13 protein-coding genes are annotated in these 17,068 nt (G+C 72.7%); 9 read left to right on the top strand and 4 right to left on the bottom strand.

The genetic code is table 11. The features are described from left to right. Positions 1-90: 90 nt before the first annotated feature. The gene (locus G407_RS0102885) at positions 91-1,020 is read right to left on the bottom strand and encodes an AEC family transporter (protein WP_029029596.1); all 930 of its coding nucleotides are present in this window, start codon (positions 1,018-1,020) and stop codon (positions 91-93) included. A 199-nt stretch (positions 1,021-1,219) separates the two neighbouring features. On the opposite strand from G407_RS0102885, the gene G407_RS0102890 reads away from it, so the two are divergent. The 4 genes from G407_RS0102890 (at position 1,220) to G407_RS0102905 (ending at position 5,711) form a co-directional block, all read left to right on the top strand. After that, complete coding sequence (locus G407_RS0102890; protein ID WP_029029597.1) at positions 1,220-2,269, top strand: sodium:calcium antiporter; 1,050 nt, start codon at positions 1,220-1,222, stop codon at positions 2,267-2,269. A gap of 86 nt (positions 2,270-2,355) precedes the next feature. Beyond that, positions 2,356-2,649: a hypothetical protein gene (locus tag G407_RS0102895; RefSeq protein WP_029029598.1), complete on the top strand. Its 294-nt coding sequence runs from the start codon at positions 2,356-2,358 to the stop codon at positions 2,647-2,649. Positions 2,650-2,799: 150 nt separating this feature from the next. Then, entirely contained in the window at positions 2,800-4,293 is a 1,494-nt protein-coding gene (locus tag G407_RS0102900) for an NAD-dependent succinate-semialdehyde dehydrogenase (RefSeq protein WP_029029599.1), read from the top strand. Positions 4,294-4,337: 44 nt separating this feature from the next. After that, on the top strand, positions 4,338-5,711 hold the full coding sequence (locus G407_RS0102905) for an aspartate aminotransferase family protein (protein WP_029029600.1): 1,374 nt from the start codon (positions 4,338-4,340) through the stop codon (positions 5,709-5,711). A 19-nt stretch (positions 5,712-5,730) separates the two neighbouring features. On the opposite strand, the gene G407_RS25390 is transcribed toward G407_RS0102905, so the two are convergent. Then, the gene (locus tag G407_RS25390) at positions 5,731-8,166 is read right to left on the bottom strand and encodes a penicillin-binding protein 1A (protein WP_043538787.1); all 2,436 of its coding nucleotides are present in this window, start codon (positions 8,164-8,166) and stop codon (positions 5,731-5,733) included. 130 nt (positions 8,167-8,296) lie between these two features. Next, positions 8,297-9,613 (bottom strand): N-acetylmuramoyl-L-alanine amidase, encoded by a 1,317-nt coding sequence (locus G407_RS31515; RefSeq protein WP_169728757.1) that lies wholly within the window; start codon positions 9,611-9,613, stop codon positions 8,297-8,299. A gap of 697 nt (positions 9,614-10,310) precedes the next feature. Between G407_RS31515 and G407_RS0102920 the strand changes: the two genes are divergently transcribed. Continuing rightward, positions 10,311-12,884 (top strand): Rne/Rng family ribonuclease, encoded by a 2,574-nt coding sequence (locus G407_RS0102920; protein WP_029029601.1) that lies wholly within the window; start codon positions 10,311-10,313, stop codon positions 12,882-12,884. 59 nt (positions 12,885-12,943) lie between these two features. Here the strand turns inward: G407_RS0102920 and rsmI are convergent, their stop codons facing one another. Next, positions 12,944-13,885 carry a 16S rRNA (cytidine(1402)-2'-O)-methyltransferase gene (rsmI, locus tag G407_RS0102925; protein WP_029029602.1) on the bottom strand — a complete coding sequence of 314 codons (942 nt, stop codon included), beginning with the start codon at positions 13,883-13,885 and terminating at the stop codon, positions 12,944-12,946. 179 nt (positions 13,886-14,064) lie between these two features. On the opposite strand from rsmI, the gene G407_RS0102930 reads away from it, so the two are divergent. The 4 genes from G407_RS0102930 to G407_RS0102945 all read left to right on the top strand — a co-directional run bounded on the left by G407_RS0102930 (position 14,065) and on the right by G407_RS0102945 (position 16,993). Beyond that, positions 14,065-15,294 carry a penicillin-binding protein activator gene (locus G407_RS0102930; RefSeq protein ID WP_052340881.1) on the top strand — a complete coding sequence of 410 codons (1,230 nt, stop codon included), beginning with the start codon at positions 14,065-14,067 and terminating at the stop codon, positions 15,292-15,294. 127 nt (positions 15,295-15,421) lie between these two features. Then, positions 15,422-15,610 (top strand): twin transmembrane helix small protein, encoded by a 189-nt coding sequence (locus G407_RS0102935; RefSeq protein WP_029029604.1) that lies wholly within the window; start codon positions 15,422-15,424, stop codon positions 15,608-15,610. 155 nt (positions 15,611-15,765) lie between these two features. Further along, positions 15,766-16,365 carry an acyloxyacyl hydrolase gene (locus G407_RS25400; RefSeq protein ID WP_052340882.1) on the top strand — a complete coding sequence of 200 codons (600 nt, stop codon included), beginning with the start codon at positions 15,766-15,768 and terminating at the stop codon, positions 16,363-16,365. A 49-nt stretch (positions 16,366-16,414) separates the two neighbouring features. Then, a complete protein-coding gene (locus G407_RS0102945) occupies positions 16,415-16,993 on the top strand; it encodes a cob(I)yrinic acid a,c-diamide adenosyltransferase (protein WP_029029605.1) in 579 nt (192 codons plus the stop codon). Positions 16,994-17,068: the final 75 nt, after the last annotated feature.

Consider the following 17,068-nt stretch of genomic DNA (forward strand, 5'->3'; position numbering starts at 1 on the left):
CGCAGGTGCAGAGCGTTCGTGCAACCTGTTCGAGCCGATCTATTCGCTACAGCAAAAAGCCGATCATCTCCAGGACGTTTTTCTCGCATCTCACAATGCGAGCAGTGTGATCATGACGGGCATCGTCAACATGGCCGCGAGCGTCTGGAGCGTGATGATCTCCGCCATCAACGGCGCGTCGCCGCCCATCTGCTTGGCCAGGATGTAGCCGCCGCTCGCGGTCGGCACGCTCGACGCGATCGCCACGACGACGAGGTCGTCGCCGAAGACGCCGAAAAGACGCGCGAGGGTGACCGCGACGACCGGCAAAAGCAGCATCTTCACCGCGATCGCGAGCCAATGCGCCCGTCCCGGCCGCGCGAGGCGGCGCATGTCGAGCCCCGCTCCCACGACGAGGAGCCCCGCCGCCAGCGCCGCCGCCCCGAGGATCTCGACGAAGTCCAGCGCCGGCGCGGGCACGACGAGGCCGCTCGCGTTGATCGCGACCCCGATGGCCGAGGACCAGATGAAGGGGTTCGTCACGATGGCGAGCAGGATCTGCCGGGCGCTCTGCGGAGGGCCGCCGGCGAACCGCACGAGTATGCCGATCGCCATGAGGTTGAGGAGCGGGATCATCACGGCGATGGCGACCGCCATCAGCGCGAGGCCGCGCTCGCCGTAGAGGCTGCCCCCGACCGCCAGCGCCACGAAGGTGTTCCAGCGCGTCGAGCCCTGGAACACGGAGGTGAAGCTCGGCCCGGAGATCCCCGCGCGCCGCTCCAGCGTCCGACGCGCGGCGAGGAGCCCGCCGGCATTGACGAAGATCGCCACGACGAGCGCGGCGCCGACGCCGCCCACGGGCACCGTCGCCAGCTCCGCCTGCGCGAGCGTGGCGATGATGATCGCCGGGAAGAAGACGACGTAGGTCACCTTCTCGAGGCCGGGCCAGTGCTTCTCCTCGACGAACCCCGTGACCCGCGCGAGCCAGCCGGCAGCGATGACCAGGAAGACGGGGACGAGCGAGGCGAGAACGCTGGACATCGGAGAGGCTCGGGCGGCGTGCGGCCGCGGGCGGGTGCTCGGCTGTGTCGGGCCGCGAACGCACGCGTGTCAAGCGTGCCGTCGCACGCGCCGATGTGCGTATCCGAGACGGGCGCCGGAACCGTCGCCGTGGCGGGCCTGTTGGCGCACAGGCCGCCGCGGCACGGCACACGGGCGCGGCCGCCCCTCAGGAGGACCCGTGCTCGATCTGACCGATGTCTCCCTCGCCTGGATCATCGGCGGCTTTCTCGCCAGCGCCGCCGTCATCGCTGTCGCCGGCACGCTGCTCGCCGCGCGCGCGGACGTCCTGGCCGACCGAATCGGCTGGGGGGAGGCCCTCGTCGGCGCCGTGCTGCTCGGCGGCTCGACCTCGCTGCCGGGCATCCTCACCTCGGTCGTGGCGGCATGGGAGGGCTACCCGAGCCTCGCCATCGCCAACGCGGTGGGCGGGATCGCGGTGCAGACGGCGTTCCTGGCTGTGGCCGACCTGTTCTATCGGCGGGCTAACCTCGAGCACGCCGCCGCCTCCGCCGCGAACCTCTCGCAGGGCGCGCTCCTCGTCACGCTCCTCGCCGTGCCGATCGCGGCCGCCGCGGGACCGGACTGGACCTTGCTCGGCATCCACCCCGCGACGCTCGTCATCCTGTTCGGCTACGCCTACGGCATCCGCCTCGTGAAGCTCGCCAAGGAGGAGCCGATGTGGTTCCCGCGCATGACGCGCGAGACCCAGAACCTCGACGAGGAAGCGGAACAGAGCGCGCAGTCCCAGGAGGGGCAGCGTCCGCTCGGGCGGCTGTGGGCGGAGTTCGGCGTCCTCGTCGCCTTCGTCGCGGCGGCCGGCTTCGGCGTCAGCCAGACCGGCATCGCCATCGCGGAGCGCACCGGCCTCGCCGAGACGGCGGTCGGCGGCCTGATGACGGCGGTCGCGACGTCGCTGCCCGAGCTCGTCACCTCGGTTGCCGCCGTGCGCCGGGGCGCGCTGACGCTCGCCGTCGGCGGCATCATCGGCGGCAACGCCTTCGACACGATCTTCCTCGCCTTCGCCGACGTCGCCCATCGCGACGGCTCGCTCTACCACCGGATGGCGCCCGCCGACACGTTCGTGATCGCCGCGACGATCGTCATGGTCGGCGTGCTGCTGATGGGGCTCGTGCGCCGTGAGAAGACCGGCCCGGGCGGCATCGGCTTCGAATCGGCGACGATCCTCGTCCTCTACGCCGTCTCGGCCGTGATCATGGCGCGCGCCTGACGGCGCGGCCGCGGAACATTAGCCGGGCGGTGCCTCTTGGTCCCGTGGATCTCGGCCCGGACGAGAGCTCACGAGAGGACCCCGACATGCCCGACAGCGAGCACGACCGAGACCGCCCCGTCCCGGAGCAGGACCGCGACACGAGCCGGCTCGACCGCGCCCGCGCGCGGCGCGAGGCGGACGGCGAGACGAGCCTCGGCGACGAGGCCGTCGCCCACGCGCAGTCGATGCCCGACCACCGGGAGCCGGGCGCGACCGGCGAGGAGGCGCGCACCGGGCGCGGGACGCCGACCGGCGCGGAGATCGTGCACGATTCGGCCGATGCCGCCGGGTCCGCAGCCCAGGTCGGCAAGCCGCTCGTGCCGCGCGGCGGGCGCTGAGGCGCGCGGGAGAGACTCTCTCTCCGGCGGCCGTGAACGCGAGACCATCCCTCTCGTGCCCGGGCCGCGAACGGCCTCCCTCTCCCGGTCGCGCGGCTAGCATGGGGCCATCTCCAGCGCCATGCCGCACGACCCGACGAGGAGGCTCCCATGACCGCGCACGTCTCGCGCCCGGACCGTCATCCCGCGCTCGCCACGCTCGCCGACAAGCGCCTCGTGCGCGAGCTCTCCTACGTGAACGGCCGCTGGGTCGCCGGCGCGGCCGGGGAGGGCTTCGCCGTCACGGATCCCGCAGGCGGCGCCTGGCTCGGCTGGGTGACCGCCCTGGATGCCGAGGAGACCGGCTCCGCCGTCGCGGCGGCAAACGCCGCGCAGCCGGCCTGGGCCGCCCTCCTGCCCCGCGAGCGCGGCGATCGCCTGCGCGCCTGGCACCGCCTGATCCTCGAAGCGAAGGAGGACCTCGCCCTCCTGATGACGCTCGAGCAGGGCAAGCCGCTGGCCGAGGCGCGCGGCGAGATCGACTACGCCGCCTCCTTCGTCGACTGGTACGCGGCGGAGGGCGAGCGCATGGGCGCGGAGACGCTCGCGAGCCACAAGCCCGACGCGCACACGATCGTCACGCGCGAGCCGGTCGGCGTCGTCGCGGTGGTGACACCCTGGAACTTCCCGGCGGCCATGCTCACCCGCAAGGCCGCCGCCGCCCTCGCCGCCGGCTGCACGATCGTGGCCCATCCCTCGCACCACGCGCCCTTCTCCGCGCTGGCGCTGGCGGAGCTCGCCGAGCGCGCGGGGCTTCCCGCCGGCGTCCTCAACGTGGTCACGGGCGACGCCGAGACCATCGTCGGCCGGCTCTCGGACGACGTGCGCGTCGACGCGCTGAGCTTCACGGGCTCGACCGAGATCGGCCGGCGCATCGCCGCGCGCTGCGCGCCGACGATGAAGTGCCTCGTGATGGAGCTCGGCGGCCACGCGCCGCTGATCGTCTTCGAGGACGCCGACGTCGAGCGCGCGGTCGCGATCGCGATGGACGCGAAGTTCGCGACGTCCGGCCAGGACTGCCTCGCCGCCAACCGGATCTACGTGCACGAGACGCTCGAGGCGCGCTTCCTCGCCCGCTTCGCCGAGCGGATCGCCGCGCTCGTCGTCGGCCCGGGGCTCGAGCCGGGCGTCGAGATCGGCCCGATGATGCACGCCCGCGCCGTCGAGAAGATCGCCGCCCAGGTCGCCGACGCCCGCGCCCACGGCGCGCGCGTCCTCGTCGGAGGGACGCCGCACCCGCGCGGCGGCTGCTTCGTCGCGCCGACCCTCGTCGCGGACGTCCCCGACGACGCGCTGATCATGCGCGAGGAGACGTTCGGGCCGGTCGCCGCCGTGACCTCCTTCCGCGACGAGGCGGAGGTCGTCGCCCGGGCGAACGCGTCCGAGTACGGCCTCGTCGCCTACGTCGTCACCCGTGACGTCGGCCGGGCGCTGCGGGTGACGCGGGCGCTGCGGGCCGGCATGGTCGCGGTCAACCGCGTCTCGATCACCGGCGCGCCGATCCCCTTCGGCGGCGTCAGGCAGTCCGGGCTCGGCCGCGAGGGCGCCCGAGCGGGGCTCGAGGCCTTCACCGAGCTGAAATACGCCTGCATCGACCTCGGCTGACGAGCCGCCGCGCGCACGACGATCATCGCTTCAGGAGACCCCCCATGAACGCCCACGACAACCAGCTCGCCGCCTGGGACCGCGACCACTTCTTCCATCCCTCGACGCACATGGGCCAGCACGCCCGCGGCGAGAGCCCGAACCGCATCGTCGTGGGCGGCGAGGGCTGCACCATCGTCGACCGCGACGGCAGGCGCTCGCTCGACGCCTTCGCCGGCCTCTATTGCGTCAACGTCGGCTACGGCCGCACCGAGATCGCCGAGGCGATCTCCCGCCAGGCGCACGAGCTCGCCTACTACCACGCCTATGTCGGCCACGGCTCGGAAGCCGCGATCCGGCTCGCCAAGATGATCGTCGAGCGCGCGCCGGCGCACATGAGCCGGGTCTATTTCGGCCTGTCGGGCTCCGACGCGAACGAGACCAACATCAAGCTCGTCTGGTACTACAACAACGTCCGCGGCCGGCCGCAGAAGAAGAAGATCGTCTCGCGCTGGCGCGGCTACCACGGCTCGGGGGTGATGACCGGCTCGCTGACGGGCCTCGATCTCTTCCACAAGGCCTTCGACCTGCCGATGGCGCCGATCCTGCACACGCAGGCCCCCTACTTCTTCCGGCGGCCGGACCTCGCGATGACCGAGGAGGACTTCTCCGACTTCTGCGCCGCCGAGCTCGAGGCGCTGATCGAGCGCGAGGGGCCCGAGACGATCGCCGCCTTCATCGGCGAGCCGCTGCTCGGCACCGGCGGCATCGTGCCCCCGCCGAAGGGCTACTGGGAGAAGATCGGGCCGATCCTCCAGCGTCACGACATCCTGCTCATCGCGGACGAGGTGGTGACCGGGTTCGGGCGGCTCGGGACGATGTTCGGCTCCGAGCACTACGGCATGCGGCCGGACCTGATCACCATCGCCAAGGGCCTCACCTCCGCCTACGCGCCGCTCTCGGGCTCGATCGTCGGGCAGGAGATGTGGGACGTCCTCGTGCAGGGCTCGGACGCGATGGGGCCGATCGGCCACGGCTGGACCTATTCCGCCCATCCGCTCTGCGCCGCCGCGGGCGTGGCGAACCTCGCGCTCATCGACGAGCTCGGCCTCGTCGAGAACGCGCGCACCGTGGGCGCGCATTTCCGCGGCGCGCTCGCCGAGGCGCTCTCGGGGCACGCCAAGGTGGGCGAGGTGCGCGGCGACGGGCTGCTGGCAGCGGTGGAATTCGTCGCGGACAAGGAGCGCCGCGCCTTCTTCGACCCGCAGGCGAAGGTCGGTGCCCAGGTCGCCGCCGCCCTCGCGGCGCGCGGCGTGATCGCCCGCGCCATGCCGCAGGGCGACATCCTCGGCTTCGCCCCGCCGCTGTGCCTCACTCGCGAGGAGGCCGACACGATCGTGGCGGCGACGGCGGGCGCCGTACGCGAGGTGCTGGGCTGAGCCCGCCGATCGGCGGGCGTCAGTAGAGCCCGCCGGTCCCCCCGCCGATCGCCTGGAGCGCGTCCGGCGGCACGAGCGTGCCGTCGCCGCCGTCCGGGCCGTAGCCGACGATGGCGTAGTTGTCCGGCGGCGCGGTACCCGGCTTGAAGGCCTCGAGGATGACGTTGCCCTCGCCCGCGCCGGCGCGCAGCCCGCTTCCGGCATTCACCGGGATGAGCTTGATGCCGGGCGGCACACGGAACGGCGTCGCCGGCTCGTCGGCGAGCGCCATCTCCATGAAGTCGCCGAAGATCGGCGCCGCGTATCCGCCGCCGGTCACGCCGCGGCCGAGCGGGCGCGGCTGATCGAAGCCGATGTAGACGCCCACGGCGAGATCCGGGGAGAAGCCGACGAACCACACGTCCTTCGCCTCGTTCGTCGTCCCGGTCTTGCCCGCGAGCGGCTTGCCGACGCGCCTCAGCGAGGTCGCCGTGCCGCGTTCCACCACGCCCTCCAGCATCGAGGTGATCTGGTAGGCGGTGAGCGGGTCGAGCACCTGCTCGCGATCGTCGACGAGCTGCGGCTCGTCCTGGCCCTGCCAGCCCTGCGCCTCACAGCCGACGCAGTCGCGCGTGTCGTGACGGAAGATCGTCTCGCCCTGCCGGTCCTGGATGCGGTCGATCAGCGTCGGGCGGATGCGCTTGCCGCCGTTCACGAACATCGAGTAGCCGGTGACCATGCGCAGCACCGTGGTCTCGCCGGCGCCGAGCGACATCGAGAGCACGGGCAGCATGTCGTCGACGACGCCGAAGCGGCGCGCGTACTCGACGACGAGGGGCATGCCCACGTCCTGCGCGAGCCGCACCGTCATCAGGTTCTTCGAGCGCTCGATGCCGTAGCGCAGGGTGCGCGGGCCGGCGGGGCGGCCGTCGTAGTTCGTCGGGGACCACACCTCGGCGCCGGCGGCCTGGATCGTGATGGGCTCGTCGAGCACGATCGAGGACGGCGTGTAGCCGTTGTCGAGCGCCGCCGCGTAGACGAAGGGCTTGAACGAGGAGCCCGGCTGGCGCAGCGCCTGGGTCGCGCGGTTGAACTCGCTCTGGTCGTAGGAGAAGCCGCCGACCATCGCCTTCACGCGCCCGGTGTGCGGGTCCATCGCGACGATCGCGCCGGAGACCTGGGGCACCTGGCGCAGGCGGTAGTCGCCCGCCCCCTGGCGCTCCACGTAGACGACGTCGCCGACGTCGAGCGCGCCGTCCACCGATTGCCCGGTCCAGCGCGCCCCCTCGGCATTCAGCGTCCCCGTGGTCCGCGCGGGGTCGACAGCGCCGGCGATGTCGACCTCCGGCCGCAGGCCGACCGTGGCGCGGCCGTCGCCGATCTCCAGCACGACGGCGAGCTCCCAGGGCTGCACGTCGGCGAGCGGGCGCACGCCGGCGAGCGCCACGCCCCAGTCCGCCGCCGCCGCGAGATCGAGCGTCTCGACCGGCCCGCGCCAGCCACCGCGCTCCTCGTCGTAGCGCACGAGGCCGTCGATGAGCGCCTTGCGCGCCATCGCCTGCATCTGCGGGTCGAGGGTGGTACGGATCGACAGGCCGCCCTCGTAGAGCGCCTCGTCGCCGTAGCGCGAGGCGATCTGGCGCCGCGCCTCCTCGACGAAATAGCCCGCGCCGAGCAGGTTCGGCGAGATCCGGCGCGTCGTCACCTCGAGCGGCTCGGCCTTCGCCGCATCGGCCTCGGCCTGCGTGACGAAGCCGTTGTCGAGCATGCGGTCGATCACCCAGTTGCGCCGGCCGATCGCGGCGTCGCGCTGGCGGAACGGGTGGTAGTTGTTGGGCGCCTTCGGCAGCGCCGCGAGGTAGGCCGATTCGGCGAGCGTGAGCTCGTGCACGGACTTGTCGAAATAGTCGAGCGCGGCCGCCGCGACGCCGTGCAGGTTGCGCCCCGGGACGATGGTGCCGAGGAAGATCTCGTTGAGGTAGAGCTCGAGGATCTGGTCCTTGGTGAACGCCGCCTCCATCCTGAGCGCGATCAGCGCCTCGCGGATCTTGCGCTCGTAGGTCTGCTCGCTCGAGAGCAGGAAGTTCTTGGCCACCTGCTGGGTGATGGTCGAGGCGCCCTGGGTCGTGCCGGTGCTGAGGTTCGTCACCACGGCGCGGGCGATGCCCTCCGGGTCGATGCCCAGATGCGTGTAGAAATTCTTGTCCTCGGCCGACAGGAAGGCGTTGATCAGCTGGCGCGGGATCGTGCCGATCGGCAGGTAGAGCCGGCGCTCGTTGGCGTATTCCGCGACGAGCGTGCCGTCCGCGGCGTGGACGCGGCTCATGACGGCGGGCTCGTACTGCGCGAGCTGGGCGTGGTCCGGCAGGTCGCTCGAGAAGTGCAGGTAGCCGACGGCGAGCGCGGCCGCGCCGACCAGGAACGCGACGAAGCCCGCGCTGAACAGGACGCCGAAGAATCGCAGGACGATGCGCATGCAGGATCCGATCCGTCAGGGCCCGCGCCGCAGGACGCGCCGGCCGATCTCGCGAAGACTACCCCATCGGGCCGCGCGGCGGAATCGCCGCGGCCACGCGCCTTCGATCGCGGCCCGAAAGACCAGCGATCTATGGTGAAACTGCGGCGGCATCGGCCCTGTCGCCCAGTCGCGGCGCGAAGAACCGGTCGATCGACGCGGTCATCGCGGCCGTGGCGCGATCCTTCCACTCCTGCGAGGTGAGCAGCGCGATGTCGCTCCGGCTCGACAGATAGCCGAGCTCGACGAGGACGGACGGCACGTCGTGGGCGCGCAGCACGACGAAGCCCGCCTGCCGGTGCGGGTTCTTGTTGAGGCGCGCCACGCCGTCCATACCGTCGACGAGCGTCGTCGCGAAGACGTGCGAGTAGCCCCGCGTCTCGCGCGCGGCGAGATCGCGCAGGATGTCGGCGACCTCGTCGCGCGCCTCCTGCGTCTCGAACCCCGCCAGCGCGTCGGCGCTGTTCTCGCGAGCGGCCAGGGTCGCCGATTCGCGGTCGGAGGCCTCGTCGGAATTGGTGTAGACGGTGAGCCCGCTGACCTGCGGGGCAGACGAGATCGAATCGGCGTGGATCGAGACGAACAGGTCGGCCTGCGCGCGCCGGGCGAAGCCGACGCGCTCGGTCAGCGGCACGAACACGTCCGTCTCGCGGGTCATCAGCACGCGGAAGCGCCCGCTCTCGGCGAGGCGCTCGCGCAGGCGGATGGCGAAGGCGAGCACGATGTCCGCCTCCTCGACGCCGCCGGCGGCGATCGCGCCCGGATCGATGCCGCCGTGCCCGGGGTCGATCACGATCGTGGGGCGCGCGTCGGCGGGCGCCGGCTCCGGCGCGATGGCGGGGCGCAGCGACGCCATGCGGAACGCGTCCGCGTCGGTGGCGACGCGCGCCGCGAAGGCGTCCGTACGGACCGCGGCGAGGGTGAGGGTGAGGAGGTGGGCGCCGTCGTCACGCGCCGACACCGTTACGTCCGTGACCGTCGCGGGGCCGGCGAGCGCGATCACCACCCGCGCGCGGTCCGGCGCGAAGAGGCCCCAGCGCATGGATGCGACGAGCCCGCCGGCGCGCGCGCCCTCCTCCGCCGGGATCTGGAAGTTCACCCTCGGCAGGTCGACGACGATGCGCTCGGGCCGGTCGATGGCGAAGACCCGCGGCTCGACGGGGGCGCTCAGCGTGAAGACGAGGAGGGTCTCGGCACCGGCGTCCTCGATCGCGGCGGCGATGGCGACGACGTCCGCCGCGCGGGCGGAGACGGGCGCGAGGACGGCGGCACAGAACGCGAGGACGGCGAGGACGACCATGGGGAGGATCGCGGGGACGCAGGCCGCCGCGCGCACGCCGGAGGCCCGCGGCTCGCGGAAAGCCCCGGCGCTCGTGCAGACCCGTGCTCCCGGCCGCGCCACGCGCATCGCCTTCTCCCAGGATTGGACGCGCCGCCGAGTCGTCGTCGGCGGCGGCCACGCCGTCCTACCCGATAGGCGCTCCGTGGTTAACGGTTCCTTGCGCAGCGCGGTTGCGCGCGTCTCCCGCGTGATTTTCGTGCAACAGGTGTCTGCCGTCTTGCCAAAGGCGGCGCCTTCTCGGTAATGGAAGAGACCCCGTCCGGCTTTGCCGAATCCGGCGGCGTCGCGCGGAGCCGGCCTCGTCGCCCTCCGCCGGCGCGCCGAGGCCCTTCGCGGAGCGGAGCGCCAGACACCGAGATCCGGGAAACCGAGATCCGGACGGCGGTCGCAAGGGCGCGGCGCGAGCCGCGCCGCCAGCGCGATGACCGGCATGGTCCGGCCCATCGAATTCGAAGAGGAACATCGGGCATGGACGCACGCGCGAGGACGGATCTCCCTCTCGTCGTCGTGCTCATCCCCGCGCGCACTGCCGCCGACGCGTCGCTCCCCGCGATGGGCGAGGCCGGCTCGGCGCACGCGACGCTCGATTCCAGATCCACCCGAACATCCCAACCCACGCGCGCCCCGTCGGGGCGCCCAGCGGCGCACGGCCCGACGTCCCCCTCCCCCGCCCCGACCCTCCGGATGCCGCGCCTCCGCGCGCGCCCGGCGGCGCGATCGCGGGGAGGCGACGCGGCGGCCGGCGCCATGTCGAGAGTTTTCCATGGCGAACAAGATGCTGATCGACGCCTCGCACCCGGAAGAGACCCGGGTCGTGGTCGTCCGCGGATCGAAGGTCGAGGAGTTCGACTACGAGTCCGCCAACCGCAGGCAGCTGCGCGGTAACATCTACCTGGCGAAGGTCACCCGGGTCGAGCCGTCCCTCCAGGCCGCCTTCGTCGAGTACGGCGGCAACCGGCACGGCTTCCTCGCCTTCAGCGAGATCCACCCGGACTACTACCAGATCCCCGTCGCCGACCGGCAGGCGCTGATCGAGGACGAGGCCAAGGCCGAGCGCGAGCGCGAGAGCGAGGAGGAGAAGCGCTCCAAGCGTCGCTCGCGCTCCCGCAAGGCCAAGGGCGACGAGAGCACGTCCGAGGACGCCTCCGACGAGAACGAGGAAGGCGGCGAGGACGAGGACAACGTCGAGCAGCTCGGCGGCGACGCGCTCGAGGAGATGCCCGAGCGCTCGCGCGCCCCGCGTCGGCAGTACAAGATCCAGGAGGTGATCAAGCGCCGCCAGATCCTGCTCGTCCAGGTCGTCAAGGAGGAGCGCGGCACCAAGGGCGCGGCGCTCACCACCTATCTCTCCCTCGCCGGCCGCTACTCGGTGCTGATGCCCAACACCGCCCGCGGCGGCGGCATCTCGCGCAAGATCACGAGCGCCGACGACCGCAAGCGCCTCAAGACGATCGCCCAGGATCTCGAGGTGCCGGAGGGCATGGGCGTCATCCTGCGCACGGCCGGCGCCTCGCGCACCAAGGTCGAGATCAAGCGCGACTTCGAGTACCTGATGCGCGCCTGGGAGAGCGTGCGCGAGCAGACGCTCACCTCGACGGCGCCCTCGCTGGTCTACGAGGAGGGCTCGCTGATCAAGCGCGCCATCCGCGACCTCTACAACAAGGACATCGACGAGGTCATCGTCGCGGGCGACGACGGCTACCGCGAGGCCAAGGACTTCATGCGCATGCTCATGCCGAGCCATGCCAAGGCAGTGAAGGCCTACAAGGACCCGACGCCGCTGTTCGCGGCCTTCGGGGTCGAGGCGCAGCTCGACGCGATGTTCTCCAACCAGGTCTCGCTCAAGTCCGGCGGCTACCTGGTGATCAACCCGACCGAGGCGCTGGTCTCGATCGACGTGAACTCGGGCCGCTCCACGCGCGAGCACAACATCGAGGACACCGCGCTCAAGACGAACCTCGAGGCCGCCGACGAGGTGGCGCGCCAGCTCAGGCTGCGCGACCTCGCGGGCCTGATCGTCATCGACTTCATCGACATGGAGGAGAAGCGCAACAACCGCGCGGTCGAGAAGCGGCTCAAGGATGCGCTCAAGACCGACCGGGCGCGCATCCAGATCGGCCGGATCTCGTCCTTCGGCCTGCTCGAGATGTCGCGCCAGCGCATGCGCACGGGCGTGCTCGAATCCTCCTCGGTGATCTGCCCCACCTGCGCGGGCTCCGGCTTCGTGCGCGCCACGCCGTCGGTGGCGCTGTCGCTGGTGCGCGGCATCGAGGAGACGCTGCTCAAGGGCGCGACGCACAACCTCGACGTCCGCACCCACTTCGCGGTCGCCTTCTACGTCCTGAACCAGAAGCGCGTGCACCTCCGCGAGCTCGAGGAGCGCTTCGGCGTGACGATCACCATCGTCGTCGACGAGACGCTGGAGAGCGCGACCGCCTACGCCATCGACAAGGGCGAGCCCGCCGTGGGCACCCCCGCTCGCGCCACCGGCGTCAAGGCCGAGGCCGTGCGCACGATCGAGATCGAGGAGTCCGAGGCCGAGGTGGAAGCCGAGGCCGAGGCCGAGGAGGCCGAGGAGCCGGAGGAGAAGCCCGAGCGCGAGGAGCGCGAGGCATCGGGCGACGGCCGCAAGCGCCGCCGCCGGCGCCGCCGCCGCGGGCGCGGCAACGGCGAGGCGCGCGAGGGCTGGGAGGCCGGCGACCGCCGCGAGGACGAGGGTCGCGACGACGACACGGACGAGGGCGAGGAGACGGAGGAGGCGCAGGGCGTCGAGGCCGCCGCCCCCGAGCGCGAGGAGAGCGCCGAGGGCGAGGCCCGGCGTGACGGACGCCGCCGTCGTGGCCGTCGCGGCGGCCGTCGCGATCGCCGCGACGTGCTCCCGGGCGGCGACGAGGCCGAGGGCGCAGAGGCCGATGCGGAGGAGGCGAGCGAGGCGCCGGTGGCCGTCACCGAGCCCGCCGTCACCGAGCCGGCCTTCGCCGCCGCCGTCGCCGCGGAGGAGACCGTGAGCGCCGCGACCGTCGCCGAGGAGGCCCCGGCCGCACCGGAGGTCGCCGAAGCGCCGGCCGAGGAGAAGCCGAAGAAGGCGCGTGCCCCGCGCAAGCGCCGTCCGCGCAAGGGCGAGGCGGAGGCCGAGGCCGTCGCGGAGCCGGCGGCCGAGGCGCCCGTCGCCGAGGCACCCGCTCGGGCGGACGGCGCCGTCGAGGCGGCCCCGGCCGAGGACGAGGCTCGCACGGAGCCTGTGACCGTCGTGCTGACCCCTCCCGACCCGAACCGGCCCAAGCGCGCCGGCTGGTGGTCGAAGGCGAAGTCGGTCCTGTCCGGCGGCGAGGACTGACGCACGACTCGTGCCCCCGCGCGGCCGCCGCGCGGGGGCACGACATCGAGCGGCGGCCCTCAGCTCCCCTTCGCCAGCACCAGAGCCCGCGCGTAGACCTCGCGCTTCGGCAGGCCGGTCTCGGCCGCGACGAGCGCCGCCGCGTCCTTGATCGAGTGGCTCGCGAGCGCGCGGGCGAGCGCCGCGTCGAGCCCGCTCTCCGCTTCCTCGCGCCGGCTCTCGGACGACGCCTCGCCGATCAGCACCACGATCTCGCCCTTGGGCGGCCCGGCCTCGGCGAACTCCTGCGCCAGCGTCTCCAGCGTCCCACGGCGCACCGTCTCGAACATCTTGGTCAGCTCCCGCGCCATCACGGCGGGCCGCGGCCCGAGGACGGCGGCAGCGTCCGCGAGCATCTCCGGCAGGCGGTGGGGCGATTCGAACAGGAGCAGCGTGCCGGGGATCCCGGCGAGAGCCTCCAGCCGCGCCCGGCGCGCGCCGCTCTTGGCGGGCAGGAACCCCTCGAAGAAGAAGCGATCCGACGGCAGGCCCGAGACGACGAGCGCGGAGAGGATCGCCGAGGGGCCGGGGATGGGCACGACGGTCAGCCCCTCCGCGATCGCCTCCTGGACGAGCTTGTAGCCGGGGTCCGACACGAGCGGCGTGCCCGCGTCCGAGACGAGCGCCAGCGCCTGGCCCTCGCGCACCCGCGCGAGCATCCGCTCGCGCACGCCCTCGCCGGAATGCTCGTGATAGGAGACGAGCGGCGTCGCGATGCCGTAATGCGCGAGGAGATGGCGTGTCACCCGCGTGTCCTCGGCGAGCACGGCGTCCGCCGCGGCGAGGGTCGCCAGCGCGCGGAAGCTCACGTCGGCGAGATTGCCGATGGGCGTCGCCACCACGTAGAGGCCGGGCGCGATCGGCTCGGCCTCGGCGGCGAGGCCGAAGGCGGTGAAGACGCCGCCCTCCCCGCGTCCGGGCTTGGCGGCGCGGCGGGTGCGGTTGTCGATGGGACGCGGCATGAAACGATCCGTCCGGATGCTGGAGACGGGCCGGGCGACGCATCGGCTGTCGCGGCCCGGCGAATCTAAGTTAAAATTGCGTTGTCGCCGCTCTCGTGTCACGAAACGGCGGAACGGGAACGACGCGACGCGCGGGCGCCATCCTAGGCCGACCGCGGGAGACGAGGAAAGGGTAGCGTATGGACGCGAACGGGGAGATCGCAGCGCGCCGCGCCGTCGCGGCGCCGCGCGACGGAGGCTTCGGCCGGGCGGCACGCGGGGTCCTCGCGGGGCTCGCGACGCTCGCGCTGGCCGCCTGCACCACGCCCTTCGCGGGGGGAGACAGCCCCTTCGCGGCGGCGCCGAGCGCGCCGGCGGGCGAGCGGATCGGCGAGGGCAGCGTGCCGGTGGCGATGCTGCTGCCGCTCACGGGAGCGGGCCAGGGCCAGGCGGCCGCCGAGGACATGCGTAACGCAGCCCGGCTCGCGCTGTCGGAATTCAATACCCCGGACATCCAGCTCACCGTCTACGACACCGCCGGCACGCCGGAAGGCGCGCGCGCGGCGGCGCAGGCCGCCCTCGCCCAGGGCGCGGAGCTGATGATCGGACCGCTCTTCGCGGGCTCGGTCCAGTCCGCTGGCCAGGTCGCCCAGGCGGCGAACGTGCCCGTCCTCGCCTTCTCCACGGACGCGACGGTCGCGAGCCGCGGCGTCTACCTGATGGGCTTCCTGCCCCAGCCCGAGGTCGAGCGCGTCGTCGACTACGCCGCCCAGAACGGCCGCCGCGCCGTCGCCGCGCTGATCCCGCAGACCACCTACGGCAACGTCGTCGAGGCGCAGTTCCGCGAGACGGCGGCGCGCCGGGGGGTGCGCGTGGTGCAGGTGGAGCGCTATCCCGCCGGCCAGCCGCAGCAAGCCGTGACGCGCATCGCCGGCGTCGCCGCCGGCGCGGCACCACAGGTGGACGCGCTGTTCATCCCCGAATCGCCGCAGGGGCTCGTCGCGGTGAGCGCCGCGCTCCAGGCCGCGGGCTTCGACCCGAGCCGGGTGAAGCCCCTCGGCACCGGGCTCTGGAACGAGCCCTCGGTGATGAGCCTCGCCGCGCTCCAGGGCGGCTGGTACGCCGCGCCCGAGCAGAGCGGATTCCAGAACTTCGCGAACCGCTACGCGCAGGCCTTCAACGAGCAGCCGATCCGCATCGCCTCACTCGCCTACGACGCGGTCTCGCTCGCCGCGGCGCTCAACCGCACGCAGGGTACCCAGCGCTTCTCGGAGGCGGTGCTGACGAATCGCTCCGGCTTCGCGGGCGTCGACGGCGTCTTCCGATTCGGCTCGAACGGCCTCAACGATCGGGCGCTGGCGGTCTACGAAGTCCGTGGCGGCGGCGCCAGCGTGGTGAGCCCCGCCCCCCGCGCCTTGCCCGACGCCTGAGTCGCACGGGCGCACGCGGCCGGGCCTCGCCCCACGGCGCTCGGCGCCCTAAGTCGAGGCGTTCGTCAACGAAGAGCGGGCGACCGGCGGCGAGCGCGTGCCGCCGGCGCCGACGAGGGGGCAATCCATGGGTTTCGACGACGTCATCGTCGCTGTCGCGATCGGGCTCGTGCTCGTCGTCCTGCTGCTCGGGCTCGCCAACATGCTGCGTGGCGGCAGCGCCAACCGGTCGCAGCAGCTGATGCGCCTGCGCGTCCTGCTGCAGTTCGTGGCGATCGTCGTGATCATGGGCGTGATCTGGTGGCGCGCGGTCTGACCGCCGCCGTGCCGTCGGACACCATTCGCCCGATTGTCGCCACAATGGGGCTTGAAGCGAAGGGTGTGGGCCGGCGCGTCGCCCGACGCGGGTCGATGCGCCTTTCCATCGTCGCCATTCGGCGCTAGGACGCTCGTCGAGGAGTACCGCATCCCATGCGAGTCGCCATCGCCACCGCTACCGCCCTCGTCGGCCTCCTGGCCGCGGGTACGGCTGCTGCGGCGGACGTCCACGGCTCGAGCAACGGCGGACCGCAGACGCCGCCCGGCATGCGCGGCGGCTTCCTGTCGGAGGCACGCTTCGGGGTCTTCTCCGTCGACCCATTCAGCGAGGAGAGCGGCGGCGCCGTCCACGCGGAGCTCCTGTTCCAGAAGCCGTTGACCCCGTCCGACCTCTTCGCCAGCTACTTCGTGCCCCGCCCGCATCTGGGCGCGAGCCTCGATCTCGACGGCGGCGTCAGCTTCGCCTTCGCGGGGCTGAGCTGGAACGTTGATCTCGGCCCCCGGGTCTTCCTCGAGGCGTCGATCGGCGGGGCGCTGCAGGAGACGCGCGCGTCCGCCTACACCAGCTCCGCGCTGGCCGACGGCGTCGCCGCCGGCTGCGGCCCGAGCCTGCGCGAGAGCGCGTCGCTGGGCTACCGCTTCAACGAGACCTGGAGCGTCGTCGCCTCCGTCGAGCACCTGTCGAACAACGGCCTGTGCGACGAGCCGACGAGCATGACGAATTTCGGCGCCCGGCTCGGCTACTCCTTCTGACCCGCCGCCCTATCTCGGGCGCTGGGTCCACACGAGCAGGGAGGCGGACGTGGTCGTCCTCAACCGCATCTACACGAGAACCGGCGACCAGGGCACAACCGCGCTGGCCAGCGGCGAGCGCCGCCCCAAGCACGACCTGCGCATCGAGACCTACGGCACCGTCGACGAGACGAACGCCTGCATCGGCATGGCGCGCCTGCACACCTCCGGGCTGCCGGAGGTGGACGGCATGCTCGCGCGCATCCAGAACGACCTGTTCGATCTCGGCGCCGACCTCGCCACGCCGGACACCGGCGAGCCCCTGCCCTACGAGCCGCTGCGCATCGTCGAGGGCCAGGTCGAGCGGCTGGAGCGCGAGATCGACCAGCTGAACGCGGCGCTCTCGCCCCTGCGCTCCTTCGTCCTGCCCGGCGGCGCGCCCGCGGCCGCGGCGCTGCACCTCGCCCGCACCGTCTGCCGGCGCGCCGAGCGGCTGTGCACGGCGCTCGCCGGGAAGCCCGACGAGCCCGTCTCCGCCGCCGCCGTGAAATACCTCAACCGCCTCTCCGATTTCCTGTTCGTCGCGAGCCGCTGGGTGAACGCGCAGGGCGACGGCGACGTGCTGTGGGTGCCGGGGAAGACGCGGTGATGCGCCCCCGCCACTCCTGACGGGCTGCGGCCCTCCCGTGCGGATGCGCTACCTTGTTGCGATCCAACTCATCGG

It is taken from the genome of Salinarimonas rosea DSM 21201 (assembly GCF_000429045.1).
Taxonomy (GTDB): Bacteria; Pseudomonadota; Alphaproteobacteria; order Rhizobiales; family Beijerinckiaceae; genus Salinarimonas; species Salinarimonas rosea.

Bases quoted from the DNA above. Each gene is read 5' to 3' on its own strand.
- G407_RS0102935 (WP_029029604.1), top strand. From the start codon at position 15,422: ATGGGTTTCGACGACGTCATCGTCGCTGTCGCGATCGGGCTCGTGCTC.
- G407_RS31515 (WP_169728757.1), bottom strand. From the start codon at position 9,613: ATGCGCGTGGCGCGGCCGGGAGCACGGGTCTGCACGAGCGCCGGGGCT.
- G407_RS25390 (WP_043538787.1), bottom strand. From the start codon at position 8,166: ATGCGCATCGTCCTGCGATTCTTCGGCGTCCTGTTCAGCGCGGGCTTC.
- G407_RS0102930 (WP_052340881.1), top strand. From the start codon at position 14,065: ATGGACGCGAACGGGGAGATCGCAGCGCGCCGCGCCGTCGCGGCGCCG.
- rsmI (WP_029029602.1), bottom strand. From the start codon at position 13,885: ATGCCGCGTCCCATCGACAACCGCACCCGCCGCGCCGCCAAGCCCGGA.
- G407_RS0102895 (WP_029029598.1), top strand. From the start codon at position 2,356: ATGCCCGACAGCGAGCACGACCGAGACCGCCCCGTCCCGGAGCAGGAC.
- G407_RS0102905 (WP_029029600.1), top strand. From the start codon at position 4,338: ATGAACGCCCACGACAACCAGCTCGCCGCCTGGGACCGCGACCACTTC.
- G407_RS25400 (WP_052340882.1), top strand. From the start codon at position 15,766: ATGCGAGTCGCCATCGCCACCGCTACCGCCCTCGTCGGCCTCCTGGCC.
- G407_RS0102900 (WP_029029599.1), top strand. From the start codon at position 2,800: ATGACCGCGCACGTCTCGCGCCCGGACCGTCATCCCGCGCTCGCCACG.
- G407_RS0102920 (WP_029029601.1), top strand. From the start codon at position 10,311: ATGGCGAACAAGATGCTGATCGACGCCTCGCACCCGGAAGAGACCCGG.
- G407_RS0102885 (WP_029029596.1), bottom strand. From the start codon at position 1,020: ATGTCCAGCGTTCTCGCCTCGCTCGTCCCCGTCTTCCTGGTCATCGCT.